The organism is Vibrio sp. Y51_MX_L26 (assembly GCF_024181935.1).
Taxonomy (GTDB): Bacteria; Pseudomonadota; Gammaproteobacteria; order Enterobacterales; family Vibrionaceae; genus Vibrio; species Vibrio diabolicus.
The window spans coordinates 225,131-251,868 of the sequence record NZ_JAMZAS010000005.1; the positions used below are offsets into that span (position 1 = coordinate 225,131).

At 40.7% G+C, this 26,738-nt stretch carries 23 protein-coding genes; 9 read left to right on the forward strand and 14 right to left on the reverse strand.

What is annotated here, in order from left to right; genetic code table 11:
• Positions 1 to 496: 496 nt before the first annotated feature.
• From NL645_RS13725 to NL645_RS13735, 3 genes are all read right to left on the reverse strand, one after another.
• Positions 497 to 901: a hypothetical protein gene (locus NL645_RS13725; protein WP_039453131.1), complete on the reverse strand. Its 405-nt coding sequence runs from the start codon at positions 899 to 901 to the stop codon at positions 497 to 499.
• Complete coding sequence (locus NL645_RS13730; RefSeq protein WP_039453133.1) at positions 879 to 1,721, reverse strand: hypothetical protein; 843 nt, start codon at positions 1,719 to 1,721, stop codon at positions 879 to 881. The genes NL645_RS13725 and NL645_RS13730 overlap by 23 nt, the downstream gene beginning before the upstream one ends.
• A gap of 686 nt (positions 1,722 to 2,407) precedes the next feature.
• Positions 2,408 to 2,617 carry a helix-turn-helix domain-containing protein gene (locus NL645_RS13735; protein WP_039453138.1) on the reverse strand — a complete coding sequence of 70 codons (210 nt, stop codon included), beginning with the start codon at positions 2,615 to 2,617 and terminating at the stop codon, positions 2,408 to 2,410.
• Positions 2,618 to 2,716: 99 nt separating this feature from the next.
• Between NL645_RS13735 and NL645_RS13740 the strand changes: the two genes are divergently transcribed.
• The 6 genes from NL645_RS13740 (at position 2,717) to NL645_RS13765 (ending at position 6,424) form a co-directional block, all read left to right on the forward strand.
• Complete coding sequence (locus NL645_RS13740) at positions 2,717 to 3,262, forward strand: hypothetical protein (protein WP_039453146.1); 546 nt, start codon at positions 2,717 to 2,719, stop codon at positions 3,260 to 3,262.
• 1 nt (position 3,263) lies between these two features.
• Entirely contained in the window at positions 3,264 to 4,571 is a 1,308-nt protein-coding gene (locus NL645_RS13745; protein WP_223976035.1) for a HipA domain-containing protein, read from the forward strand.
• A gap of 60 nt (positions 4,572 to 4,631) precedes the next feature.
• On the forward strand, positions 4,632 to 4,841 hold the full coding sequence (locus NL645_RS13750; RefSeq protein WP_047725754.1) for a hypothetical protein: 210 nt from the start codon (positions 4,632 to 4,634) through the stop codon (positions 4,839 to 4,841).
• Positions 4,831 to 5,028, forward strand: coding sequence for a hypothetical protein (locus tag NL645_RS13755; RefSeq protein ID WP_047725753.1), 198 nt, complete (start codon positions 4,831 to 4,833; stop codon positions 5,026 to 5,028). Before NL645_RS13750 ends, NL645_RS13755 begins: the two co-directional genes overlap by 11 nt.
• Before the next feature lie 13 nt (positions 5,029 to 5,041).
• On the forward strand, positions 5,042 to 5,404 hold the full coding sequence (locus NL645_RS13760) for a transcriptional regulator (protein WP_068864088.1): 363 nt from the start codon (positions 5,042 to 5,044) through the stop codon (positions 5,402 to 5,404).
• Between the two features lie 882 nt (positions 5,405 to 6,286).
• Positions 6,287 to 6,424: a hypothetical protein gene (locus tag NL645_RS13765; RefSeq protein WP_158005881.1), complete on the forward strand. Its 138-nt coding sequence runs from the start codon at positions 6,287 to 6,289 to the stop codon at positions 6,422 to 6,424.
• Between the two features lie 253 nt (positions 6,425 to 6,677).
• Here the strand turns inward: NL645_RS13765 and NL645_RS13770 are convergent, their stop codons facing one another.
• Positions 6,678 to 7,232: a hypothetical protein gene (locus tag NL645_RS13770; protein WP_017789259.1), complete on the reverse strand. Its 555-nt coding sequence runs from the start codon at positions 7,230 to 7,232 to the stop codon at positions 6,678 to 6,680.
• A 322-nt stretch (positions 7,233 to 7,554) separates the two neighbouring features.
• Here NL645_RS13770 and NL645_RS13775 point away from each other — a divergent pair, with 322 nt between their 5' ends.
• Positions 7,555 to 7,836 (forward strand): hypothetical protein, encoded by a 282-nt coding sequence (locus NL645_RS13775; protein ID WP_017789258.1) that lies wholly within the window; start codon positions 7,555 to 7,557, stop codon positions 7,834 to 7,836.
• 3 nt (positions 7,837 to 7,839) lie between these two features.
• Complete coding sequence (locus NL645_RS13780; protein ID WP_253651859.1) at positions 7,840 to 9,282, forward strand: DUF4041 domain-containing protein; 1,443 nt, start codon at positions 7,840 to 7,842, stop codon at positions 9,280 to 9,282.
• A 448-nt stretch (positions 9,283 to 9,730) separates the two neighbouring features.
• Here NL645_RS13780 and NL645_RS13785 read toward each other — a convergent pair whose 3' ends face one another.
• The 10 genes from NL645_RS13785 to ubiG form a co-directional block, all read right to left on the reverse strand.
• On the reverse strand, positions 9,731 to 10,849 hold the full coding sequence (locus NL645_RS13785) for a helix-turn-helix domain-containing protein (protein ID WP_024699245.1): 1,119 nt from the start codon (positions 10,847 to 10,849) through the stop codon (positions 9,731 to 9,733).
• A gap of 299 nt (positions 10,850 to 11,148) precedes the next feature.
• Positions 11,149 to 11,379: a hypothetical protein gene (locus tag NL645_RS13790; protein ID WP_047725740.1), complete on the reverse strand. Its 231-nt coding sequence runs from the start codon at positions 11,377 to 11,379 to the stop codon at positions 11,149 to 11,151.
• 313 nt (positions 11,380 to 11,692) lie between these two features.
• Positions 11,693 to 13,879, reverse strand: a complete 2,187-nt coding sequence (locus NL645_RS13795; RefSeq protein WP_206953355.1) for an ATP-dependent RecD-like DNA helicase — start codon at positions 13,877 to 13,879, stop codon at positions 11,693 to 11,695.
• Complete coding sequence (locus tag NL645_RS13800; protein WP_047725738.1) at positions 13,879 to 14,322, reverse strand: hypothetical protein; 444 nt, start codon at positions 14,320 to 14,322, stop codon at positions 13,879 to 13,881. Before NL645_RS13800 ends, NL645_RS13795 begins: the two co-directional genes overlap by 1 nt.
• Positions 14,322 to 14,720, reverse strand: coding sequence for a hypothetical protein (locus tag NL645_RS13805; protein ID WP_047725737.1), 399 nt, complete (start codon positions 14,718 to 14,720; stop codon positions 14,322 to 14,324). The genes NL645_RS13800 and NL645_RS13805 overlap by 1 nt, the downstream gene beginning before the upstream one ends.
• Positions 14,713 to 16,947 carry a hypothetical protein gene (locus tag NL645_RS13810; protein WP_206953353.1) on the reverse strand — a complete coding sequence of 745 codons (2,235 nt, stop codon included), beginning with the start codon at positions 16,945 to 16,947 and terminating at the stop codon, positions 14,713 to 14,715. The genes NL645_RS13805 and NL645_RS13810 overlap by 8 nt, the downstream gene beginning before the upstream one ends.
• Positions 16,948 to 16,949: 2 nt before the next feature.
• A complete protein-coding gene (locus NL645_RS13815) occupies positions 16,950 to 18,581 on the reverse strand; it encodes a site-specific integrase (protein ID WP_141693659.1) in 1,632 nt (543 codons plus the stop codon).
• Complete coding sequence (locus NL645_RS13820; protein ID WP_047725734.1) at positions 18,578 to 19,804, reverse strand: tyrosine-type recombinase/integrase; 1,227 nt, start codon at positions 19,802 to 19,804, stop codon at positions 18,578 to 18,580. Before NL645_RS13820 ends, NL645_RS13815 begins: the two co-directional genes overlap by 4 nt.
• A gap of 203 nt (positions 19,805 to 20,007) precedes the next feature.
• Entirely contained in the window at positions 20,008 to 22,290 is a 2,283-nt protein-coding gene (gene nrdA / locus NL645_RS13825) for a class 1a ribonucleoside-diphosphate reductase subunit alpha (RefSeq protein ID WP_005394788.1), read from the reverse strand.
• Positions 22,291 to 22,791: 501 nt separating this feature from the next.
• Positions 22,792 to 23,499, reverse strand: coding sequence for a bifunctional 2-polyprenyl-6-hydroxyphenol methylase/3-demethylubiquinol 3-O-methyltransferase UbiG (ubiG, locus tag NL645_RS13830; protein ID WP_031780424.1), 708 nt, complete (start codon positions 23,497 to 23,499; stop codon positions 22,792 to 22,794).
• Positions 23,500 to 23,979: 480 nt separating this feature from the next.
• Between ubiG and gyrA the strand changes: the two genes are divergently transcribed.
• On the forward strand, positions 23,980 to 26,700 hold the full coding sequence (gene gyrA, locus NL645_RS13835; RefSeq protein ID WP_248381873.1) for a DNA topoisomerase (ATP-hydrolyzing) subunit A: 2,721 nt from the start codon (positions 23,980 to 23,982) through the stop codon (positions 26,698 to 26,700).
• Positions 26,701 to 26,738: the final 38 nt, after the last annotated feature.

Here is a 26,738-nt window from a genome sequence, read left to right on the forward strand (position 1 = left end):
TTAACTCGGTGTCCAAAACTGCTGGGACGGATCATTCGTAAGGACATTCGTTTGAACTTAATAACGATACTACTTTTCTCTTTATAAAGTCCGATACTTCATTAGTCGTTTTAGAAGAAGTGAAGGTGTAACCTATTTCGTTAGCTACCGCTATAAAATCCTTCTTTGTTTTAAAATCTATACTCCAATCGTAACTCGATGTAGTCAGAGTAGAGAACAATTGATTCATCGCCACACCTTATATTTACAATAATATCAAAAACTTGCCAAATTATATGGTACTAAGTCAGAATACACCTTTTAAACTCACAGAGCGAGATAGATAGTGCCAGTGAACCAAATAAGGAAGCCCTGATAGGCCTTTTATCTATTCATTACTTTATGTACGTCAAAACTCAGTATCGTGAGCTGCACTGAGTATTAACATTAACTTGGAATGGGGCTGCCACTTTTCTGCATTGGCAAACCATTAATTAACTCAGGAATGGAAAGTCTCTTAACTCTCACCTCTAAGGCGATAAGCTAACCTCCCGTATTTCATGTGGGCAAATGAAGCAGCAACGAATAGAGTTATCTGCAACACGCCGACCCATTTACTAGGTTGCATTAAAGCAACAACATAAATCGTAACGCTAATTGCTGACATCACACTGGTAACCGTCATAAACCAATCAAGACCAACTTCGTTTAGCTCGCCATGATACTTTCTAGTAGCACTTCGAACATTGATAATTGAACTTGAATAAATCATCGCACTAGCAATAGACCAATCGCCTGTAAGCAACAAATCATCATACTTCCCCGTCAAGACCTTAACCAAGACAAGCAAGATGAATGGGGTGATAATGAACAGATAAGATGTAGCTACCGCCTTAAACTCATTCTGATGTTGGTATTTCATTCTGAGTTCCACGATAAGTAATGACTTCTTTGATCTCTTTTATCTTTGCATTTTTGATACGTTCTTCACCTTTCTCAACGACAACGTCATACTCTGCGTGAACTCGCAGATAGTCACTTCCCCCCAGACGAACCTCAGAGTTCAGATATTCATCCAACCACTCTTTGTGTGTAATTTCTGCGCTGTATCTCTTATGAGTCCTAGTGCTAATTACTTCCCACTTAGAAGTAGCCTTTTTACAAGGTTTAAAAACTTCAACGATTTCTTCACCGTCAAAGTGACCTCGGTCACTAGAGAACATCTTTTTGACATTACCAGTGAATCTAAAGTTAGGATCAAAAGGGATTACCTCAGCTAACTTAGCACCTTCATTGCAAACTTTAAGATACTCATCAGGTAACAGCTTTTTATTGCCCTCAGACCACTTCTCAGCAACTAAAGCAACATCTAAATCACTAATGTAAGGATCAAGGCGACTTGAACGACCTCTTATAGCCATCTCATTCTTCAGTCTATCTCTTTCATTATTAGTGACGTGTTGAACCTGCTCTTTTTGAGACATCTCACCAGTCAACTCCCTGAAAAGGGAGTCAGGCCTTGTCCACTCCTCAACCTTTAATAACAACTTAGCGAGAATGCAACCATGAGTAACCTCTTGCAACTCAACATCAAAAATCATCTCTGAATCAACAGCCTGAGCAATAATTTGCCCCATCTCCTGATACGCTGAAATGAAATCCCCCATAGCGTGAAATACTTCCGCAGGATTCTTCCTGTTAGAGTTGTATTCAAGGTGAAACTCTAAAACCGTTGCTTCCATTGCCTAGTCCGTTAATCATTATTGTTCATATGGTTATGAATTTTACATCATATTTAAGTGCCAACAAATGTTTGACCTCACCATTAGCTAGACTAAACATGTTGGCTTCTTAACTTGCCTACCAGAATCGACCTCGATTTTTTAAAGTCATATGTGATCAAACTTCATTGTTATCCGACTTACCTCACGCTTATTGGATAACATTTAGTAGGGCAAATTAGCACTAACGATTAACAGGACATAAAAGTGCGATATGACTAAAACGGTTTGGGGCGTGCGATGTGAGGTCGTATGAAGCGCTGTTCACCGCTCAATGTGTGAACCATCAGTATCACCAGATGAACCTAAGAGCCTGAATAAAGTAGCGGATCCGACAATGTAACGAAGGTTGGCATTCGCCAATCGGGATCTAAATCGTGAGAGGACGATCCTCCTGATAACCACAAAATTGGGTGAGTGCTAGGTAATCAGCATGATGAGCATACGTGAATTCGCATAAGGTGCGTTATACGTTGAAACAGCGGAAGTGGTTAATACGCTGTAGCCAAAAGGCAAGAGAATCGAAAGAGATTACCCCATGATCTTTCGTTGTCATTGAACTCTCCGCAACATAGCTGTGAAAAACAGCCCTATCCCTAAAATAAACTCCAATCGATTCAGTCCGAACTGCATACAAACCTAACTCATTAAGGCAGAAGTTCCTTCACATCACAGCCCAAAGTGTCTGCAATCTGATACAACTTTTCAAGCGTGATATTGATTTTACCGCGTTCTATGCGGCTCATATAGCTTCTATCTATCTCAGCGAGAAGGGCTAGTTTCTCTTGAGGTAAACCTTTGGATCTTCTCATTTGTACAATACGTTGGCCTACAGCTTCGGCAAGTTTCGTGTTCATGTTTTTTATTTATGAAATTAATTTCCTGAACAATGCACACTTGCGGACTATATGACCACGGATTATAATCCTCAAAATCAACTCAATTGGTCATTTTTTATGCAAACGAAGGTAAGAATCAGAAAAGAGCTATTTCTCGCCATTTATTACAATGAACACTTCTCTGCCAACGACCTAAAATCCTTTCCATTAGACAGTGATGAAAAAGAATACTTATCGGATGAATACGTCGAAAAAAAATTGAAGGAAATGTCGTTGATCGGCGCAGTCCTTTCATGCGGTTTCGACAAGCATGGTGATGAAGAATTTTCCAAAGGTTTTATGTTTAACCATATCGACTGGGAGGTCGTGGATTGCGACAATTACAGTGAGGACTCCAACTGCCTTTCTTTCAAAAGAGAAAGTCTTTTGACGATTTTGCAAGATAAACAGTCAGAGCTGTCAGAGTCCTATTCTCTTCATAAAAGGACATGGAAGCATTTCAATCAGTTGTGTGCTCAACACTCAGAACTTCGGCTGTGTTTAGACGAGTATATATCCGAGTATGACAATCGTAGATTGGATCTCAAAGCCGAAATGCTTGCAGTAGAAAACGCAATTACCTTCTACAAAAATACAGCCCACCCAGTAGAAAGTGGGAGCTAATTTGCACAATTCTATACTTTACGCACATGCCACAAACAACAACATGCTCGTGGGGCAGTTTGTCCAACAGTCGAAGACCTACTGGTCATTTTCATACTCTGATGAGTGGTTAGCATATGATTCAGCTTTCCCTATCTCGTTGAGCCTGCCGCTCGTAAAGGGACAATGCTCATCATTTAATACACTGAATTTTATTCACAACCTGCTTCCTGACTTGAAAGAAGAACGATTAAGCCTTGCTCACTCGGTAGGTGTGCAATCCAACGATGCATTCAATTTACTCTCCAAGATAGGTCATGATTGCACGGGCGGCATTTCATTTAGTCAGAGTAGGGAGCCGCCAAAGATAGGATGGAAATATCGAGAGATCTCGGCAAGTGAATTAAATGAACTCGTTACCCAGCGTAAGTCATTTCTTCCATTTTTTGGGGATTATCGACCTTGTATTTCGGGAACACAGCGAAAAACAACTCTAACTAGGTTGAACGGTAAATGGTATGTACCTCAAGAGAAATCACTAAGTAGCCACATTATCAAATACCCAATGGATGCAATTGCGCAAAGCAACTCAGTACTGGATATGAGCAGCAGTGTTGAGAATGAATTCATCTGTACTCAAATAGCGAAGGAACTTGGTTTTAAAGTGCCCGATATGGAGATAATAACGACTGAATCAGGAGCTAAAGCCCTTGCAGTAAAACGGTTCGACCGATGTTTTGGTGACGGAGTTGTGACTCGTAGACACCAAGAAGATTTCTGCCAGGTTTTTGGTGTACCTGAACATCAAAAATATCAATCGGAGAACAACCTAAGTGTCTCCAAAATTGTTGATGCTTTAAGTCTCTCTGCGGAAAGTAAGGCGAACAATCATGACTTTTTTAAGTTTATGGTTTTTCAGTATTTTATTGGTGCAACTGACGGTCATCTCAAGAACTTTTCCGTACATATTGCTCCTAGCGGACACTATCAACTTACACCGTTCTACGATTTGCTATCAGCTTACCCCGCTATCGGTAATAGAGGCTTAAATAAGCGTAAGCTAAAGCTAGCAATGGGACTGAAAGCATCACGAGGATACAAATATCATATCAGCAAAATTTGCTTACGGCATATAGAGCAGACAGCTAATCAGTTCGGTATCAGCAATACGAACTGTCATGAAATCGTCTCTGCCTTTCTCGCTCAATTTAGTAGCGCACTTAGCTCTGTAGACAATCGATTTCCTGAAAAGGAATTTTCGCTAGTAAAGGACGCAATATTTCAACATGCCACTAAGATCGTCGAAAAGTTAAACAGATCAATTAAGTAAACATCTCGGGTAACAATTATTGCCCATTTTGTAAACATACTCGTTAGCAGTGAGGGAAAGATGGCTGAAACCACGACCAATGGAAGTAACACGACTCTTGATTTGAAGCAGTCTTTCGCTCTGTTAAGTGTCGATAAGAATGGAATCGTAACGATGAAATTTGGTGATGAAGTAACGGTTTTTATGAACGACAAATGCCCAGCAATCGCAACAGATTTGTTAAAAGTGATCGCGTCAATAAAAACGGAAGCAGCTAACAATGGAACGTGAGGAAGATAAGAGTAAAGAGCTAACAGAACCTTCTTGTGAGAACCTGGGCGTAGCTCGCTTTTTAGCCTTGCTCGAAAAAGACATCGAGCAGCATACAGATAAATTAGTCGTTCCTTCTCATGAAATGAAAGAAGAATTAGATGAGAGCGTCGGTGATTATTCAGTCGATTTAGATGGCGACTATTAGGAGTGAGGATAGTATGAAAGCAAAAATCGGCATTCTATCAGAAGAGCTTGCTCGTAAGCGCATGATTCGGATTGCAGAAGGAAAAGTGACGTCTAAAGAACATTATCCTCAATTTTTGTTTGAGTCACTGGCTGTGCTTTCACAACTGTTGTCTAACGAAAATGTTGAGCTGCTGAATTTGATTGCTCGCGAAAAGCCAAACAGTCTTGATGAGCTTGCTGAAAAGAGTGGGCGCAGTATCAAGGATGTTACTGATACTTTCGAAGCTCTTTCATCTAAAGGTTTTGCTTGTATAGATACGAAGAGAGGTCAATCTCGACCAATTGCGTTGTTTACAACGTTCGAGATCGTTATGGGCAGGTCTCTTTTACTTTGAATTGCTAACATACAATTGGACAAAATCGAGTTAGATACAAAACTCTAACTTGTCCGCCTAGGGTTAGGGAAAGTATGTCAATGATCTGCTCCACTCAGATTGGACACTTCATTAAGCTAATAGGCGAAATTTGTCTAGAAGATCGGTGGCAGCAGTCCAACTCACTTAACTCAGTGTCCAAAACTGCTGGTGCGGATCATTAATTTTTGAGGCGAGCCTCTGGACACTGAACTTCCATAATCAATGTAAGATTGTTGGTAAGCCGCACCCTGATGCATTGATTTATCGTGGCTTTATTGATTATTACTTGGAGGGTAAACGTTTAAAACTGGTAGTTAATAAAGAGAACTACGACTCTTTCTTGTGCAAGATGCAGCATCACGAAAAAGCGATTGATTTTGCTAAAAATTGCCTAACGATTGATGACAAGGATGTATAAAAATCACTCTAGCAGTCACCTTTGTTCAACTTCAAGACAGTCTCCATAGAAAAAACCATAAAAAAACAATATATTGCTGTTTTCAATCTTGTATTAAAAGATATTTAGTTGCATAATTAAATTATATAAGTTTCTGATTTTTATTAAAAAATGACAAAAAACACTAATCGAGAACACCCAATTGTAAAACTACTGCGTTTGATTCTTTCACTGCTGGCTTTAGCTGTTTTGACATATATAACTCTTGAATTATTTGCTAACAGTTGGTGTCGAGCGGCCTTCGGTACTAGTATTGATGAAAATTCAAGCTGGGAATTGAAAGCTTGCGCTAAGTACTATTGGGATATCGACTTAGAAAATCGAGACGGTTGGTAAATCAACTCTAAAAACCCGATTTCAAGCAACGTTCAAACTGCTTAAAAGAAAAATAAACGGAGATACCCATGTCAGATGATTACATTTCAATAAAAGACCGAATGAAAAGCTTTGCGGTTGGTTTAGGCGTCATGATGGTCATTGCCTTCTTACTTCTGAAGAGCGGTGATTTGATCGGATACCTAGCAGAGTACTACGACTTGTAAGAAAAAGAAGAACAACGAGCCTCCATTAATATGGGGGCTTTTTTTATGGAGACGATTTCAACGCTCACTTATTTATCCATGCAACTTGTTAAAGTTCTTGACATAAGGAAAATTAAGTCCAACGGCAACAATTACATTCAAGCTCAATTCCGTACTGGCACACAATGGGGCAAAGATGAGTTACGCGTACTCTGGGAAACCGCTTATACCAGATTAGTAAAAGTATCTTGAAAACTTAAACACTTGTTATAGCTCATTTAGCGACATAAGATTCATGATTGATCGTTTTGTCGTACAGTCCTAAGTTTTTGTCGGAATATAGCTGAAATAAAGCAAGCACTAAAATAGAAGGTACTTTAAGAGATTCACATAGCTCTTTTGCCGTGATTACTACACCCGACTCACAGTCATCGACATAACCAACTAACTCGTTTAGTGTTGAATCAGGTTCACATAAGCCTGCCATATAGACAACATATGCTGGATTTAAAGGCTCAATAAAAATACCTGATTTTTTAAGCCAACCAGCACCAGAGAGAAGTAATATAGCCTTGCGGAACTCAGGACTTAACTCTTCATCAACCACATCGATAAAATGGCTATTTTCAGCTTTTATTTTGTCATATAGAAACTTGGAAACTTCAGGGACACTTGGGTGCAAAGATGATATTGGATCTTCAAGTGCTTGAAGGCGCTTCTCTAGAGCAATACCTTCTAACTCAGACTTTAACTGTAGAAAGTTTGATGCAAAGGGAAGTGATGCTCCAGCAACACATGCAAGCTTGACTAACCATTTAACATTTTCCATTTTCAGTTTCACCTATTTGAAGTTGATGAGCTATAACGCTTTTTATACGCCTTTCATGCCCCTATCATGCAGCCATTCCATTCACAGTTCAATTTATAATCAATAGGTTAATGGGAGCTATTGGGTATTAGATTGAAAAAAGCTGCATAATTTTTTAGAAAGTTTACTTCGACACTCCCTCTCTCCAGATACACCTTAATTATTCCATTGGTTTGATATAAATAACAATCATATCAGTTTCTCTATGCTACCATCGACATTTAAATGTCAGTTTTTTTAGGAGGACGTATTGGCTAGACGAGGTAGTGGCTTAAGAACAGTAATGAAGGTTGCTAAGGCAATAGATCGTGCCAACAAGCAAGCTGCTCGTGAAGCTCAGCGCAGAGAAAAGGCTCAACAACGTGCTTTAGCTCAAGAGATAAGAGATCAAAAAAGAGCCGTGCGTGAACTGGAGAAAGATATTAAAAGGCATGAGCGAGCACAAAAATCAGCAGCAAAGCAAGCTTTTAAAGATGCTATAGCTAGCGCGAGCGAAGAATATCAGGAACGCTGTGAAGAACGATCAGCACTTAGAAAGCGATTTATACAAGAGGTTTTAAAATAACTAATGGAAAATAACATACTGATATTGGCAGGGTTATCTTTAGTCGCAATTATATTGACCTATGTATTGACGAAACGAGCAGCGGATAAAAAAGCAGGCCAATACAAGTCTCTAGATGAAGCATTAACCAAAACCAAGAAAGAACTTGAAGCATTAGAACAAACTAACGAATCGGTTAAGCAATCCATCGTAACAGCTAAAAACGAACTGGAGATAGTTAACGCTGAAACTGCTGAACTACAGGATTTAAAAAGGCAAGACGATTCACTTAAGCTTAGTATCCAAGAGCAGCAAGCCCATCTTGATACTGCCAAGAGTACTTTAGTTGTACTTAATGCGAACATTGAAAAAGGCGAACTCGACCTAAACGAGTTAATGGGTGATATAGACCTGTATTCTCGCCTCGATGAATACACTGCTCATGGTCATTTTGAAATGCCACAATACCTTTATGAAACATCTACTCGATATGCTGAAGAGATCAAAGATATCAGGCAGCAGCAGAAAGATATGATTAAAGACAAGACTGCTATCACATTCCCAGATACAACAGTCATCTCTAATGATAAGTCTTTTAATAAGAAGATCCTAAACGGTCAAGTTAAGTTGATGCTTTCCGCATTTAATATTGAATGCGACATGCTTATTGGCAAGGTTTCTCCAAGCTCGTTTGGTCGAACGCTCGAGCGAATTGAAAAACTGGCGAACAATCTTGAGAAGTCGGCAGCGACTCTTGAATGTGGTTTTGACATTGATTACATCGAACTCAAATTCGAAGAATGCAAACTCCAATACCAATTCACGCTGAAGAAACAGGAAGAAATTGCGGAGCAGAAACTCATCAAAGAGCAGATCCGTGAAGAGCAACGGGCTATCAAAGAGTTTCAAAAAGCGATTGCTGATGCAGAGAAAGAGGAAAAGATGTATCGCAATCTTCTTGATAAAGCACAGCAAGAGCTTGCTAAAGCTTCTGAGCAAGAACGTAGTGACATGGAGCAAAGGATTGCCATTCTTGAGCAGCAACTAGCTGAAGCAGAGGCCAAAGAAGAACGTGCTAAGAGCATGGCAGAACAAACACGTAAAGGTCATGTGTACGTGATCAGCAATATAGGTTCTTTTGGTGAAGATGTTTATAAGATAGGCTTAACTCGAAGACTAGAGCCTATGGATAGGGTTAAAGAGCTTGGTGATGCCAGCGTACCGTTCCCATTTGACGTTCACGCTATGATTTATACCGACGATGCTCCTGCCCTAGAAACGGCACTACACCGTGAATTCCATGCTCAGCGTGTCAACGCAGTAAACCTCCGTAAAGAGTTCTTTAGTGTCGATTTAGATGATATCAAGGAAGCAGTTGAGAAGATTGCTGGCGTAGAGGCAGAGTTTAAGATGACTGCACTGGCTGAAGACTATTATGAAAGCCTAAGATTGAGCGATGCAGCATAAATACTTAGAGTAAAGTTCTTAGTTGGGACTAGGAACTTTACTTCTAATCTAATCGCTATTCGTATGTATGGAGGTAGACTAGAAAGTGTTATATGCCATGTAAAGATCATCGTGGTTAAATTTTATATATTTATAATCACTAGAGCCGAGGTTTTCACTGCCGCCTCTTCTCCTAAAGTCATGTTAAAAGTCCACCCAGAAATTAAATGTTTTGTAGTAGACTCTCCCTTTCCTACGGCTTTCAATGCTGGATAGTGGTGATTAGCAAATTTGACTACATAGTTAGAGTGCTAGTCATAAGGAAAGGCAAGTCAAATAGTGAGGATTGGAATCAGGTTAAATCTCGCTCTAGCTCACTTTGGGGCAGATGTGTTTTAGGCTTTGCTCTAACTCAGCCGATTTCGATTAATAAAGTAAGTCTGAACCCTACAGAGCGGGACATTATCCTTCAACGAACAGCCCTTTGTAGGGCCAGATAATACTCGATATCATCAGGCTTTACTCTCTGCTTATTGCGACCAGAGCGAATATAGAAGTGTTCTCTACCCACCTTCTCTTGGTAAAAGAATAAGTAATCTTTTGATGGCTTTATCTTAACCCAAGCGACTGTATGACCATAGATCGGCACTAGAGTAGTGGATAGTAGTTCGCTTGGCTTTGATATTGTTTTTGATTGGTCATCGTTGATAGCACGCATGGAGATCTTATCTCGAAAAAGAGAAGTTAGTTGCATCACAAACTTGTCTTCAGAAGAATTATGATAGTGCTCTAGCTCCTCCTCAATCCCATGAATCGACAAGTCATCATCAACACCAATGAATAAATTGCCGCCATTTGAGTTTAGAAAAGCTACCACAGAGGTAATTCGTTGTTTGTCCATGTTATTTTTATCATAGCGCCGAATAGTGTTGGAAGACAAATAACATGATTTAAACTCAACGTGTTGCCCTTCATCACTTCGAATGATCTCTAATGCATCCTTATGTAGAGGTGGAGTATAGTCCAAGTTAAGATGCTGAAATTTTTCTAAATACCTAATCCCCCCTTTAGGGCAACTTGAGATGCCCTCTATGAGCTTTAATACCTTTTCAACCTCGTTAGGTAATGGGGTAGCGTAAAGCAAATAGTCAGAAAATTTTGCATGAGCTTCAACTGCTTCAATGTAATAGCGTAGAGTTGGAGGAAAACATTTTAGTGAAGCCGCTGTTCTTATGTATTTTTCACGATCTTCGCTTCTTCCATTTAACCTAATTTGGAAAGCTAAATTACTCAGTTCGTACAGTTTTTCTTGAATCAATGGTGGAGCTGCAACTTCAAGTGGTTGCTCTAGGGTCGGTCGTATTAACTGGAGTATAGAATGTACCTCTGGGAAAAGTGGTGATCTTTCATATACATAAGACCACCAATATGGAGAGTGTATTCTGAGTTTATCCCATAAAAATGATTCTTTGTATAAGGTAGACCAAGGCCCAACTCCATTAATTTTACCGCTATTAACTCTTTCGAATGTATCGCATATTTTCTGAAGCTGAGTATCTACATCTCGAATCATTAACGCATCTGTCATAATAAAGTCCGATCAAGTTAATTCAATTGAAGCCACAAGCGAGCTGTTCAAATTATACCACATCACACAAAAGCTCAGAAAGTCAGCCACATATGAGTGAGGGTATGGTGGATTAGCAAATTTGACTCTATAGTTAGAGTTCTAGTCATAAGGAAAGGTAAGTCAAATTGCGAGGATTGGAATCAGGTTAAATCTCGCACTAGCTCATTTTGGGGCAGATGTGTTTTAGGTTTTACTCTAGCTCAGCCGATTTCGATTAATAAAGTAAGTTTGAACCCTACAGAGCAGGACATTATCCTTCATCGAACAGCCTTTTGTAGGGCCAGATAATACTCGATATCATCAGGCTTTACTTTTTGCTTATTGCGACCAGAGCGAATATAGAAGTGCTCTCTACCCACCTTCTCTTGGTAAAAGAATAAGTAATCTTTTGATGGCCTTATCTTAACCCAAGCGACGGTATGACCATTGATCGGCACTAGAGTAGTGGATAGTAGTTCGCTTGGCTTTGATTGTTTTTGATTGGTCATCGTTAATAGCACGAATGGAGATCTTATCTCGAAAAAGAGAAGTTAGTTGCATCACAAACTTGTCTTCAGAAGAATTATGATAGTGCTCTAGCTCCTCTTCAATCCCATGAAATTTGAGATAGTGTCGCTGCTGTCTAGTGCTCTCTTAAAATGTTTGTTATGCGCGTGGTTGGGGAAGAACCATTTAGGGTAACCTGTCAGATCTTGTCACATCGAAGTAACGAAACTGACAGTTTAGAGTCAGATTAATTCATCTAAATGACCTAGATATAACTTCTAGGTGACCTGGCGAGTTTATGCATTATCTTCAGCGTTAATTAGTGACTAACGCTTCATCTATAAATTTTGATATCTTTGTATGGCGGCTAAAAGCCTTTGATATAAGGAGAGATTCGTATAGAACCGACACATCTCCTACAAACACAACTTGGTGCTTTGCTCTGGTTAACGCTGTATAAATTAGATGTCGGTCAATGACCCTCGACTTTTTGATTACAACAATTACACGGTCAAATTGACTACCTTGGCTTTTATGAACTGTCAGTCCGTATGCATGCTCTAAGTGCTTTAACTCTGACGGGTTTAAGGTTACTTGTGTACCTTCAAAGTCCACAAAAACCTCTTGATTGGTTGAGTTGATTATCTTACCAATAGATCCATTTCTAATCCCTTTGGAATAATCGTTTCTTGTATACATGACAAGCTCACCAACCCTCAAGGTGCTACCATTTATAGCGTGTTGTACTGTTCCATATTCGGTATCTGTAAACTCTATAGCATCTCCCTTGGAAAACTTGTCATGTATGAGCGTATTTAGGCTTAGAACGCCGCCTGAGGAGGATTTAATTGCAGACAAGAGAAGGACATCATTATTTTCACCGTTTCCACCTAATTCTTCGTATAGCCGCAATGATTCTGTCTCAATATCTGCGTTGCTACACTGAACGAAACTAACGCCTTGCCCAATACCTTTATAGGGAGCGAAAGGGATGGGTTCTCTCGTCATTGGATAGCATCTCATTTTGTTTGCTACCGTAGGTATGCCAGAGGCTTCTGACTGTCGCTTAACCGATGTCAGGTTAGGATTGAAAATATTTTCTACACCAACGAGAGCATGGAAAATAAGACCGATTCCGACTGGTGGTAACTGTTCTTCATCTCCCGTCAGTATAATTCTCCCATTACTTGGAATTCTTTTTAGTAATTGATATATAGAAAGAATATCTATCATGGACGCTTCATCAATGATGAATGTAGCATCCTCTGGAATGTCATCCTGATTGACGTGATACATGAACGCTGCAATTGTCATGGCTTGACGTCCTGTAGCCTCCGTAATTCTCATGGCGGCTTTTCCAGACAATGCCATCAAATAGATTTTGCTAGTCAGTTTTAAACTTTCCAATGCGAAACAGATAGCTTCAAGTACGGTTGTTTTGCCGCATCCAGCACCGCCTGTCAGGACAGATAGTCTGGCAGCAGTACAAATCGATACTGCATGTTGTTGCTCTTCAGTAAGCTCAAAACCAACTCGTGATTCGTATTGCGCAATAATGGCATCAATATGCTTGCTAACAATTGGATTTAATGGATATTTAGTAAGACTAGATATTATTGAAGCGACACCTGATTCAACGATATCCATGCTTCTGACCTGCGCTATGTCTTCGTCAACAATTACTTCTTTATCTTCAATCGAGATATCAATAGCTGTCAGGGCTAAGTCACCAATTTTTCTTCTTAGTTTCTGCCTTAATTCTGCAAGCGGTAGGCACGTGTTACCTGATTTGAATCCTTCATAAAGTGTTTCTTTTGCATACGCTACAAGGCGTTCTGGGGAGTCAGATTTAAAGCCAAGCCGATTTATTGCATACTCATCCAGGGCTTCTAAACTCGCCATAAACATTACAAGCACATAGGGATTAGCTTTAATCTTGTCATAAGCACTTAGCCCCCATATTTTTAAGACAGATTCACCCACATATGCTGGTACACCTAAGTCGTCTAATAGCTTTAGACAATGTAACTCTTGATACGCATTCAGACCATCGATCAACGTCTGAGCAACGTGTGCGCCTAAGATTGGGGTCAGCCTATCAGCATCATTATTAGCCGCAATTTGGTATAGTTCGTCGCCATAAAAGGACACTAGTTTTTCAGCCTTTACTCCACTTATCCCTTTGAATACTTTGGATTCTGACAGGAGTCTCTTTAAATTTTCGTTTGCAGCCTTAACAAAAGATATCTTTGTGGGTTTTATGACTTTTTCTTCCTTTGACGTGCCATCTTTCCACGTTATTTTTTGTTTTTCTACGGTGCCTTCGACATGCCAAAAATGCTTTTCTTTGAATATTGAAGGAGTGGGTGCTACATCAAATCCAGCTTTAATGACAAAACGCGTGGGACTACCACAAAGAGTTACAGCAGAAAATATAATTCCTCCCTTTGCCCCTTTACTACGAATGGAACGAATTTGCACATCACCAGAGAATTGCTCCATTACAAGCGTCCTGTTTCCATCATGTAGCTTTCAATCACTTCTAGATGCTTCAGTTTTTCTTCAGTTTTTTGAAGCTGAATTTTGGTTTCTCTAAGTTCTTGTTCTAGTGCAGCATTGCATTCCTGAGCAAATTTCAGAGTCTTTTTATCTACACTATTTGAGATAGCGGCAGATTTTTCACTTACCTTGTCTGTACCAGTTCTTGAATCCTTGGTGAGTATCCCTTTCTTTAATAAATCAGTGACGACTTCATCAAATTTTTCAATGATTTTAGAATTTTCATTAATTCTTTTCCTGTCAAAGCCACATTCTTTAGCGATAGCTTGTTTGTTCAAACTGTGATTGTCTCTAGAGCGATAATCTTCCCAATCTCCCTCAGATTCTCGCTCTCTCACAAATGTTATGAACTTTTGGTAATTAACTTCTGCTTGAGGATTCGCCATTAATTTTCCTTATGTTTTTTCAGCTTTGTCGGATAAATAAACTCAGGGTCAATACCTTGATCTTCCAGCATTTGATAACAGTCATTTAAGCGTAATTGAAGGGCTTCAATCTTACGGGTCAATTCCTGATTCGCTTCCTTTTGTGCTTCATACTTTTCCTTGTAGCCATCAATAGGCGTTGCTCCTTGCGAAGGATCTACGGTTTTATATCCTCGCAGAAATTCTCTGACTTCTTTATACCGCTTCATATATGGTGTGTTGCGATTCAAAGTCATACGAGTTACACCACATCTGTCAGCAATGTAATCATGTCCAAATTCGTGCTTATACTCTGGGTTTTTAATAAAAAACTCTAAACTACTCAGCGCAATAGTTTGCCACTCTGGAGCCTTACTCATCTTTTATATTCTCTGGATTAAATATTTGAACGATAGGAATTTTATGAGCTTCATTTTTTTCTGCGTTTTCATAGGCTTTTAGTGCAGCAATGCAACCGTTTATTGTGTCTATACAAAACTGTACATGTTGGTCTAGAGGTTCTTGGTTATTCAGTTTCAATGAAAGCTCATCGTAGTTTGGCAATAGCGCACTTAGCTGATTTTCATAATGAACCTTTGTATTGTGAATATTAACTAGAGCTTCTTTATCGGTTGGATCTATTCCAAAATGATTGCATGTTTCACCATCATTACCCCGTAGACACATCATTCCTTTTTGACACGGTGATACGTCTAAATCTCTGTCGCAAGTTCCCCAAGGGGTGTAATGAACAGCAGACATGGTGTGATTTAGAGCTGTCTCTATTTCATCTAGCGAAACGTTATTATTTCTCATACGCTTTATGCGTCTGCCCAGAACATCATCGGGTGGATTTTCAGACATATACCGTTTACGCATTGCCTCAGCTCGTTCTTTCGCTGTTCGATGGTCGTAATGTCTTGTTTGTCCAGGCGTTCGCCCCATCCATAGGTCAATTGCTGATTCGTTTTTTCCCGCCCGAATTAGGGCTGTAGTAACCCAATGGCGTATTTGATGTGAATTCAAAGAAACAACGTCACCGTTTTCATATTTAATATCGTAGTTTTCGAATATCGTTTTATGGCGGCTTCCTTTTTCGTCATTGTTTATCCATCGAGTGTAAGCCCTATATGTCAAAGGACATGGAATTAAGCCATGAGATTTTGTCCCTGCGTCAAAAGTATCATTCTTAGCAATAAACAAAAATTCACTAAAAGGCATATCAATTGTATAGGAGGTTGATACAATCTCTTCTTTTGCATCAACGTTATCATTAGCTCGATACACCATCCTTTTGGTGTCTTCATACTCTTTCAAACAAAGTTTGCTAAGCTCTTCTTTTGAGATAATGACTCTTTGTCTTGCGGCTCTTTCGTCACCATACTTACACTTTAATTTACCGACAATTGATTGTGAGTATCGACCCTGAATAGCTTTACTTTCTCTCAACAAACTTACGGTTAGTCCCGAAACATGTATGTCACCACTTGTGCCTATTTCACTACGAGCAAAATGAAGATCGGGGTCATATCCATGTTCCTTGAGAGCATTCTCAAAATTCTCAGGTCGATCTGGAAAGGTAAATGAATTTATAAATGCTTGAGCACCTTCTTGCTCAACTTTACGAGCAAAGTCTCGGTGAGGCTTTGTTATTTCAAGGATTCTTGCATGGGCATCTACTATCACTTTTTCCCAAATTTTAGGGATAGACTTAGCGAAAGCAAGTTCCCCTTTTTCGACTGGCACTCTGAGGAAATAACGCTGTCTGTCTTCATCGAACCCAAGGCAATCTTTGTGAAGACGAAGTACTTCTCCGATACGTAGCCCTAGACCTTCCATAAAAGGTGTAGCTAGCAATCTAAGCTCATCATATCCATCTTTTGGTTGAAAGTATTCTGGTGTACCGCCTGATTCGACAAGGCGTTTAGCCGCATCAAATTTTTGTTTTATGCGCCCAAAGTACAGACCAATATCTTCAACATGTTTTTCTTTCTGAGCTTCCTTTTTTGTATTCGTGGTTACGTCATTACGTTCCAATGCAGGGTTTTTCATGTTAACTTTAGGCACAAAGGTCTTACAAAAGCTCTTCTTAACTACAAAATTCTTGATAAAAGATACCGAGTCTTTATAACGCTCAAAGGTGCCTCTGGGCTTTTCATAATAGGTTTGTAGTAATGGTATTAGGGCATCAATTTTACTTTGATCCATTGATAGCAATGCGTTTTCATCAAAGTTTAGTGAAGTTCCTAGCCAGGCGATACGACTAAGTAAGCCTGGAATAGTTCGTTCATTTCCAGATTTGTGTTTTTTAATACTATGTAGTGTAAAAAGGCGATATATGTCTCCCCATATCCCTTGCATCAAGACGCTATCTTCAATTTTTGTATGGGAAGTAACGATTGCTCCATTTATATCAAGACATCCTCTAAAATAGATAGTGCGACCGCGATACTGCCAACCGCTCTCATCCCATTGACCTTTTATGGTTCCTTTCGACACTAATGTGTCGAAGTCAACTTGTGCTAAATTCCTCTCTTCATGAACACGGTCTATTAGTGTTTGTAGAGCCTTATTTACTTTTTGAGAGCGAAAATCGATAGGGTTCATCGTTATTTTTCACCCCTCATAATTTTTTGAGCTTCAACAATTTGTAAAGCACCTTCATATGCTTCGCTTAACTGATGTTGAACCGCTCCTGTTGAATTATTTTTGACAAATTCGACTTCTTTCTCGATTACTTCTAGTTGTTTTTGATGATTAGCGTCCTTGAAGGGTCTAAAGCGGCTACAGCCATAGCAACTCACTGTTGGATGATATTCACATAAGGTCTTTTTTAAACACTTCCCAATAGAGAGAACATCCGATACACGAATTAGGCTACCTTCAAGATTATCGTCTTCATCGATAAAATAACCTTGCCATCGTAAAGCGGCATTTTTTAGAGCAGTAGATACTTCAAACGTATCATCGATAAAATCAATAAGATCTTGATTGTATTTAAAATAGTGCTGTACTGATGCTGTTGTTGAATGGTCTAGAGCTAACGCAACTTCTTCAGGTGTCTTGCCCTCCATCACCATGCGAGTGCCTAACGTATAACGGAAACGATAGGCGTTCATTTTAAGTGGATAAGGATTACCGTCTTCATCCTTACAATGCATGGATTTAATATCTAACAGAGGTGGAAGTTGTTGAGTAAAAAACAGTGCGATTTTCGTTGAGGTAAGATGCCAAGCAAAGGGTTTTAATTGGTCATGTTCGAGATAATCTTTATTTATTGTTTGGGCTTTAAATAATGGTCTAGGCAATGGTGTTCCGTCTTTATCTGTTTCAATTAGATTGGAATGCTCTTGAATTAATTGAACGATGTCTTCTGCTAACTCTGCTGGTAGTTCACGCAAAGTAAAGTTACCTTCAGTTCGGCGTAATTGCGCGACACGACCTTTCACTCGTGGGATAAGAATATACCAAGCTAACTTAGTCTTATCGTAATAAATATCGTCTTCACGAAGCAAAGCAAGTTGTATCGGTCTAAGACCAAACTTCTGGGCTAAACTGACCAATACTCGATGTTCGGTTTTAATGTCTTCACTTTGTATTGCCGAAGTTATTTGAGCGATTTCTGAACGAGTGAACGGTCCATACTCATGATCTAGCATAGATACTCGCTCTCGACGTCCTATTGCTTTAACGGCAACTTCAGAAACTTTTAATTCTAACTCATCAGTGAAGCCCCAATAATCGTTAGCGATACCAAACTTTACAAGTTTCCTAATCGATAAGAAAATTCGTTGTTTATCTTTATTTTTCAGTAAGATAGAGGATAATTGAGATCCAAGTTCTCTGGCAAATGTTTTTTCGTTGGAATAGGCGTCTACTGTGAAAGTAATATCTTTTAGGGCTTCAAAACCTACCGATATTTGATTTATAGATGCTGGTGTATTCTCAATAGCTGTATTTATCCAACACTTAGCAGCGATATAATCCAGATATACGTGACCTGAGTATGAGTCACTCAGGTTGTAGGTTTTCTCATCTTTGGCGACATTAACCAGTCTAATTCGATTTATCAGTCTTCCATTCGAGTTTCTTAGGTGAATCGTTTGGCCATAGTACGTCTCAATCTTGGAAGGGAAAGGTTCGCAATCACCATTTAAACTCGACACTAAATCATACATTTGAGAATAAATGTCAAATGATTCTTGTGATAAATACTGTGTAGCCGCATGCCCCATAATCATTCACTCTTTGCTAAGTATTCAGATAATTTTCTTTGCAGAAGTTCTTTTGTATAGTGCTTAGGCATATTACTGGTTGAAGACCAGCCGCCCCAAGTCGTTAATGTATCTTGCATGTCACCTGACTTAATCATACTAGAGTTGGAATCTTCATAATCTTTATTAACGGCATCGCGAACTTCAATCCCTTTAGTTACTCGTAAGCGATGGGGATGAATAGTGTTAACCAATTCAGGCACTTTCCGATAAAGGCTGCCGATTAAATATGATAGCCCATCGGTAGTCATTGCCCCGCCATCTGATTTACTTACAAATAGGTAGTCTGTTAATTGGTCATTAAATGGTTTACGTAACTTAGGTCTATCTTCTTCAATGTAATCAATAATTAAGTGTGACAAACCTTGAGATATGGGTAATTCTCGCCCTAAGGTTTTATGCGAAGCTCCATCTGCTCGACCCCGAAAACTTTTATTGTTTTTATCTTCTGCGGTAATCACCACAGTTGGATTGGTTGTCAGTTTCAGATGCTCGTCGTTGTTTTTAATTAAAACTAGCTCAGCAGCACGACAACCTAGCTCAATGAGTAATAAAATCGCACAAGCATTTCTTCTTTGAAGTTCTGGAGTAAAAGGGTTTACTTCATTAAAAAAGTCCTCAGTTGAGGGTCTTACTATATCTCTAATTATTTCGATTTCATCCATTGATAATGACTTTGCTTGATTCGTATGGATTTCAACCTCTGACTTGGAATAGCGTTTTTTCCTAAACCGTCCGATCATTGCGAAAACATGTTTTTGCCGATCATCCATTCTTTCTAAGTCATTCAATCTATTAACATAACGTGAATAGTGAAAATTCAAAAACTGAGCTATTGAATCAATACGACGATTGAAAGTGGAAGGCTTAACCGAAACTCCTTCCTCTACCGTGTAATGGAAGTTAATTAATAAAGCTGAACTGAGGGTTGTAATCTGCCTATGCGTAAGTATTTTTATCGCTGCTGCATCTTCAAAAAATGATGGGTGATGCCTATCGACATATTCATAGAAAGCTGCCAAGTCCTGTAAACGAGCCTCGACAGTATTTAGAGGTTTTTCGTGCCACAGGTCAAAGCCCCACAATGCCGCAGATGGTAGTGGACAATCATTATCTTCGGTATCAACTAGCATCGGAAGCAATTGATTATTGTATTTAGGGTGACGGATTTTTTTGACTGTGTATCGCATAGGCTATTGTTACATAAAATAGTAAGGTGAAATAACTTTATTGAATTTAGCCTAAGTCACATATGTTACATGTACAAGTGAAGTAAAATATTTTTTCCAAACAAAAAAAGAGGGCATCGAATTGATGCCCTCTTATCTAGTTGTTTTTAATGGTTTTTTATAGGTTATCCACAAAAAATGTTACATTGAGAGAAACTAACCCCCTAGATCTTACAACCGCCGCCAGCACAATCGTCATCTTGTGGTTGAACAGCGTCTTTCTGTTCATCTTTTGCGCCATCACGAGTGTTATGGTAGTAAAGCGTTTTCACACCAAACTTGTACGCTGTTAGCAGGTCTTGAAGTAGTTTCTTCATTGGTACCTTGCCAGTCTCGTAACGTGACGGGTCGTAGTTAGTATTAGCAGAGATAGCTTGGTCAACAAACTTCTGCATAATACCCACAAGATGTAGGTAACCGTCGTTCGAACCGATGTTCCAAAGCAGTTCATAGTTGTCTTTAAGTTCAGTGAACTCAGGTACAACTTGCTTCAGAATACCGTCTTTCGAAGCTTTTACTGAAACATAACCACGTGGTGGCTCAATACCGTTAGTTGCGTTTGAAATCTGAGAAGAGGTCTCAGAAGGCATTAGCGCAGTCAGTGTTGAGTTACGTAGGCCGTGCTCCATAATTTCTTTACGTAGGCTGTCCCAGTCGTAGTGCAGCGCTTCGTCACAAATTAGGTCGATATCTTTCTTGTACGTATCAATCGGCAGTAAGCCTTTCGCGTAGTTCGTTTCGTCGAATGAAGGGCACTTGCCTTGCTCTTTCGCCAGTTCTACCGATGCTTTTAGTAGGTAGTACTGCATTGCTTCGAACGTACGGTGAGTCAGGCCATTTGCGCTACCGTCAGAGTATTTCACGCCATGCTTCGCTAAGTAGTAAGCGAAGTTGATCACACCAACACCTAGCGTACGACGGTTCATCGTCGATTTGTATGCCGCTGGTAGAGGGTAATCTTGATAATCAAGCAGTGCATCTAGCGCACGAACAACAAGATCAGATAGCTCTTCGAAATCATCTAGAGACTTGATAGCACCAAGGTTGAAGGCAGAAAGCGTACATAGTGCGATCTCGCCCGAGTCATCTTCAACGTTAGTTAATGGCTTCGTTGGCAGTGCGATTTCTAGACATAGGTTCGATTGACGAACTGGCGCTACTTCAGAATCAAATGGGCTGTGAGTATTACAGTGGTCCACGTTCTGAATGTAGATACGACCTGTTGATGCACGCTCTTGCATTAGCAGAGTGAACATTTCAATCGCTTTAACCGTTTCTTTCTTGATTGAAGGATCGTTCTCGTACTTCACGTATAGACGCTCAAACTCTTCTTGGTTTTCGAAGAATGCGTCGTATAGACCCGGTACGTCTGAAGGTGAGAATAGTGTGATGTTGCCACCCTCAACTAAACGTTGGTACATCAGTTTGTTTAACTGAACACCGTAGTCCATGTGACGAACACGGTTCTCTTCAACACCACGGTTGTTTTTAAGCACCATTAGAGAGCGAGCTTCGCCGTGCCACATTGGGTAGAATACAGTCGCTGCGCCACCACGAACACCACCTTGCGAACAACATTTTACTGCGGTTTGGAAGTATTTGTAGAACGGGATACAGCCAGTGTGGAACGCTTCACCACCGCGAATCTCTGAGCCTAATGCACGGATACGACCAGCGTTGATACCAATACCAGCGCGCTGAGATACGTAACGAACAATCGAGCTTGCTGTTGCGTTGATAGAATCAAGACTGTCGCCACACTCGATCAGAACACATGAGCTGAACTGGCGAGTAGGGGTACGTACGCCAGACATAATTGGCGTAGGTAGAGAAATCTTAAATGTCGATGTCGCATCGTAGAAACGCTTGATGTAATCAAGACGCGTTGCTTTTGGATATTTCGCAAATAGGCACGCTGCTACAAGGATATATAAGAACTGAGCACTTTCGTAAATTTGGCCCGTTACACGGTTTTGTACGAAGTACTTGCCCTCTAGCTGCTTAACTGCCGCGTATGAGAAGTTTAGGTCGCGCTTATGGTCGATGTACGCATCAAGTTCGTCGAGTTCTGCTTTTGTGTAGTCTTCTAGAATATGTTGATCGTACTTACCCATATCGACGAGGCGAGACACGTGATCATAAAGCGTTGGTGGCTCGTATTGGCCATACGCTTTTTTACGCAGATGGAATACCGCTAGGCGAGCAGCTAGGTATTGGTAATCCGGAGTCTCTTCAGAGATCAGGTCTGCCGCAGACTTGATGATTGTCTCGTGAATATCTGTCGTTGTGATGCCGTCGTAAAACTGGATGTGAGCGCGAAGTTCTACTTGAGAAACCGAAACATTATCTAGACCTTCTGCAGCCCAAGTGATAACGCGGTGGATTTTATCCAGATCGATACTTTCTTTACGGCCATCACGCTTGGTGACGGTAAGTTGTTGGTTCATTCTGCTTTATTTCCCTAAGAAAACTGATAAAAGCCGTATTTTTGTTTGTTTATGTGCAATATGAGTAAAGCTTGCGGCGGCTTTGTGATCAAAGTCTATCTATATATTGTCGCTTAAACACAACATATAGGGGTTCATTTGTTTGCGGGTTACAAGATAGTGCTATTACACTGATTTATCAAGGTACAGATCGGGGATGACTTGTGGATAACTGACAAAATGAAAAAAATCAGTAAGTGAACACTAACCGATGAGAAAAGGGCAGACTTGAATGGTTAAAAGCACGGTTTTGAGATCGGTTTAGAAATAACCGCATGCAAAAATATTTTCCTTGATCTTTGGCCGTTTTTATCTACGAAAAATAGGTTGGTTAAAATGGAATCTAGAGCACGAATTTTAGGCATAAAAAGACAAAAAAAGCGGCAACTTTGTGCTACCGCTTTCGATTCATTTTCTACAAAAAATGTCAATCACAAAACGCATTTTTTAACATAACGGCGTTCAGTATTTTTTAGTATGAACGATGTAGTTTACATCTACATTACGGCCGAGTTTGTAACTGTCATTAAGAGGGTTGTAATGCAGGCCTGTAATGCCCATTTCTGTTAGGTCTGTTTGGTCTATCATCTTCATCATTTCGGCAGGCTTGATAAACTTCTCGTGCTCGTGAGTCCCCTCAGGAACAATCTTAAGAAGCTTCTCTGCACCGACAATAGCAAACAAGTATGACTTGATGTTTCTGTTCAAGGTTGAGAAAAACACGTGACCACCAGGTTTTACTAGCGCAGCACAAGAGCGGATAACGGAGAGAGGATCTGGAACGTGTTCAAGCATCTCCATACAAGTCACGACATCGTAAGTCCCTGCGTTTTCTATAGCGTGGTCTTCTATTGTGCTCTGAATGTAGGTCAGTTGAGTACCTGTTTCTAATGCATGTAGTCGCGCGACTTCTAAAGGTTCTTTGCCCATATCAAGTCCAGTCACAATAGCGCCTTCTTTCGCCATGCTTTCAGCAAGAATGCCACCACCACAGCCGACATCAAGTGCGCGCTTGCCAAACAAGCCATTTGCTTTTTCAAGTACATAGTTCAAACGAAGTGGGTTAATTTGATGAAGTGGCTTAAACTCGCCTTCTAAATCCCACCATCGAGAAGCCATGTCCTCGAATTTCTTAATTTCACTTGGGTCGACATTTTGTGCTTTAGTCATAATTGGTTTTATTGCATTCAATCTGAGTCCTTTAGAGGGCGTCAGTATACTCCAACGTTTTATAACCAAACAACCTCGACGTGCTTAGTGAAGGGACAATGACAGAGTTCACTGGTGCGGCAACAACAGGCTCCTGTAACTTTGAAAGGGCTTGCATGTTTTTGGTTCATCCTTGAACTAGTGCCAGTGACAATACTCTAAAACCGGCATTTTTGACGTTGTGTGGATATATTGGGATTAACGATTTCAACTAAGTTCCATACGTACAGAGTCCGATTTTGCTCAATATTGACCGAAATATAACCACTAATCAGAAAGATATGGGATGAGTGTGCAAATTCTCGACATTTGATTCATAACCAAGCTCACAACCTGATAAAAGGAGAGGGAAAGTGATGCCGAAGTGATGAATTGTGTGTTATATTTTTGCACCTTACACGTATCGTAATTACGATCAGATAATAGAGGGATAATGGCTCTATGAGCGATTTAGCTAAAGAGATCACGCCCGTAAACATTGAAGATGAGCTTAGAGGTTCATATCTAGACTATGCGATGTCAGTCATCGTGGGTCGTGCTCTTCCAGATGTGCGTGATGGCCTAAAACCAGTACACCGCCGCGTTTTATTCGCGATGAACGTACTAGGCAACGATTGGAACAAACCATATAAAAAATCAGCCCGTGTTGTCGGCGACGTAATCGGTAAATATCACCCACACGGTGATAGTGCTGTGTACGACACAATCGTACGTATGGCTCAACCGTTCTCGCTTCGTTACATGCTGGTCGATGGTCAAGGTAACTTTGGCTCTATCGATGGCGACTCTGCTGCGGCAATGCGTTACACCGAAGTTCGAATGGCAAAAATTGCCCACGAACTATTGGCTGACCTAGACAAAGAGACCGTAGACTACGTACCAAACTACGACGGTACTGAGCAGATCCCAGCGGTTCTTCCAACTAAAATTCCAAACCTATTGGTTAACGGTGCTTCTGGTATCGCAGTAGGTATGGCAACCAACATCCCGCCTCATAACCTTGGCGAAGTGATCGATGGCTGTCTTGCATACATCAATAATGAAGAAATCACTATTGATGAACTAATGGATTACATTCCTGGTCCTGATTTCCCAACGGCGGCGCTGATCAGCGGTCGTAAAGGCATTGTAGACGCGTACAAAACAGGTCGCGGCAAAATCTACATGCGTTCGAAAGCGGACATCGAAGTGGAGAAGAATGGTAAAGAAACCATCATCGTCACTGAGATCCCATACCAGGTAAACAAAGCTCGCTTGATCGAAAAGATCGCTGAGCTAGTTAAAGATAAGAAAGTTGAAGGCATCAGTGCACTGCGCGACGAGTCAGATAAAGATGGTATGCGTATTGTTATTGAATGTAAGCGCGACGCTGTGGGCGAAGTGGTTCTAAACAACCTATACGCTCAGACTCAGTTGCAAACCACTTTCGGTATCAACATGGTGGCCCTAAACAATGGCCAACCACAGCTATTCAACCTGAAAGATATGTTGAAGTGCTTCGTTGATCACCGTCGTGAAGTTGTGACTCGTCGTACTATTTTCGAACTGCGTAAAGCGCGTGAACGTGCCCACATCCTTGAAGGTCTGGCACTTGCACTAGCGAACATCGATGAAATCATCGACCTAATTCGTAAGGCGCCGACTCCTGCTGAAGCAAAAGCTGGCCTTATCGCTCGTGGTTGGGATTTAGGCAACGTTTCAGCAATGCTAGAGCGTGCAGGTACTGATGCAGCACGCCCTGAATGGCTAGAGCCTCAATATGGTATCCGCGATGGTCAGTACTTCCTGACTGAGCAACAAGCACAAGCAATTCTAGATCTTCGTCTACATAAACTAACAGGTCTAGAACACGAGAAGATTCTTGGCGAATACAAAACACTTCTAGAAGAAATCGCTGAACTCATGCATATCCTTGCAAGCACTGAGCGTTTGATGGAAGTGATCCGCGAAGAACTTGAAGCGGTTCGTGACGGCTTTGGTGATGCTCGTCGTACAGAAATCACAGCTGCGAGCCATGATATCGACATGGAAGAGCTGATCGCACGTGAAGACGTTGTGGTTACTCTATCGCATGGTGGTTACGTTAAGTACCAAGTACTGAGCGACTACGAGTCACAGCGCCGTGGTGGTAAAGGTAAGAGTGCGACCAAGATGAAAGATGAAGACCATATCGAGCGTCTTCTAGTGGCGAATACCCACGATAACATCTTGTGTTTCTCTACTCGCGGTAAAACATACCGTCTGAAAGTTTACCAATTGCCTCTAGCGAGCCGCACTGCTCGTGGTAAGCCAATTGTGAACATCCTTCCACTAGAAGAAGGTGAGCGTATTACCGCGATTCTGCGTGTTGATGAATTCTCTGAAGACAAATTCATCTTCATGGCAACAGGTGACGGTACGGTTAAGAAAACGCCGTTGAACCAGTTTGCAAATGTTCGTTCAAATGGTCTGATTGCGGTAAACCTACGTGAAGACGATTCGTTAATCGGTGTGGATATCACTAACGGCGAAAACGAAATCATGCTGTTCTCTAAAGCGGGTAAAGTGGTTCGCTTTAAAGAAGCAGAAGAAATTCCAGTACTTGACGAAAATGGTAAGCCAGTTCTTGATGAGAATGGTCAGCCAGAGATCAAGTTTAAAGGTGTTCGTCCTATGGGTCGTACCGCCTCTGGTGTGCGTGGTATGAAACTGGCTGAAAATGACCAAGTTGTATCACTTATCGTTCCTTCACACGAAGGCGACATCCTAACAGTTACAGAAAACGGTTACGGTAAACGTACAGCGCTGAGTGAGTACCCGACAAAAGGTCGTGGCACTCAAGGTGTCGTTTCTATCAAAGTTTCTGAGCGAAACGGCCCGGTAGTTGGTGCTATCCAGGTTGTTGAAGGTGATGAAATGATGATGATCACCGACGCTGGTACGCTAGTACGTACTCGTGTGGGTGAAGTTAGCCAGGTTGGTCGTAACACGCAAGGTGTAACGCTTATCCGTACTGCGGAAGACGAATCTGTTGTTGGTTTGCAACGTATTGAAGAAGTTGATGAAGAAGAGCTGCCTGCTGGTGAAGAAGCAGAAGCGTTAGAGTCAACAGACGAAAATACGCAGCAAGATACTCCAGAAGCGCCAGCCGCTGATGATGCAGAGGAAGGTAACGAAGAGTAATCTTTCGTCACTATTCTAATGTGAAAAGCCGAGCCTCA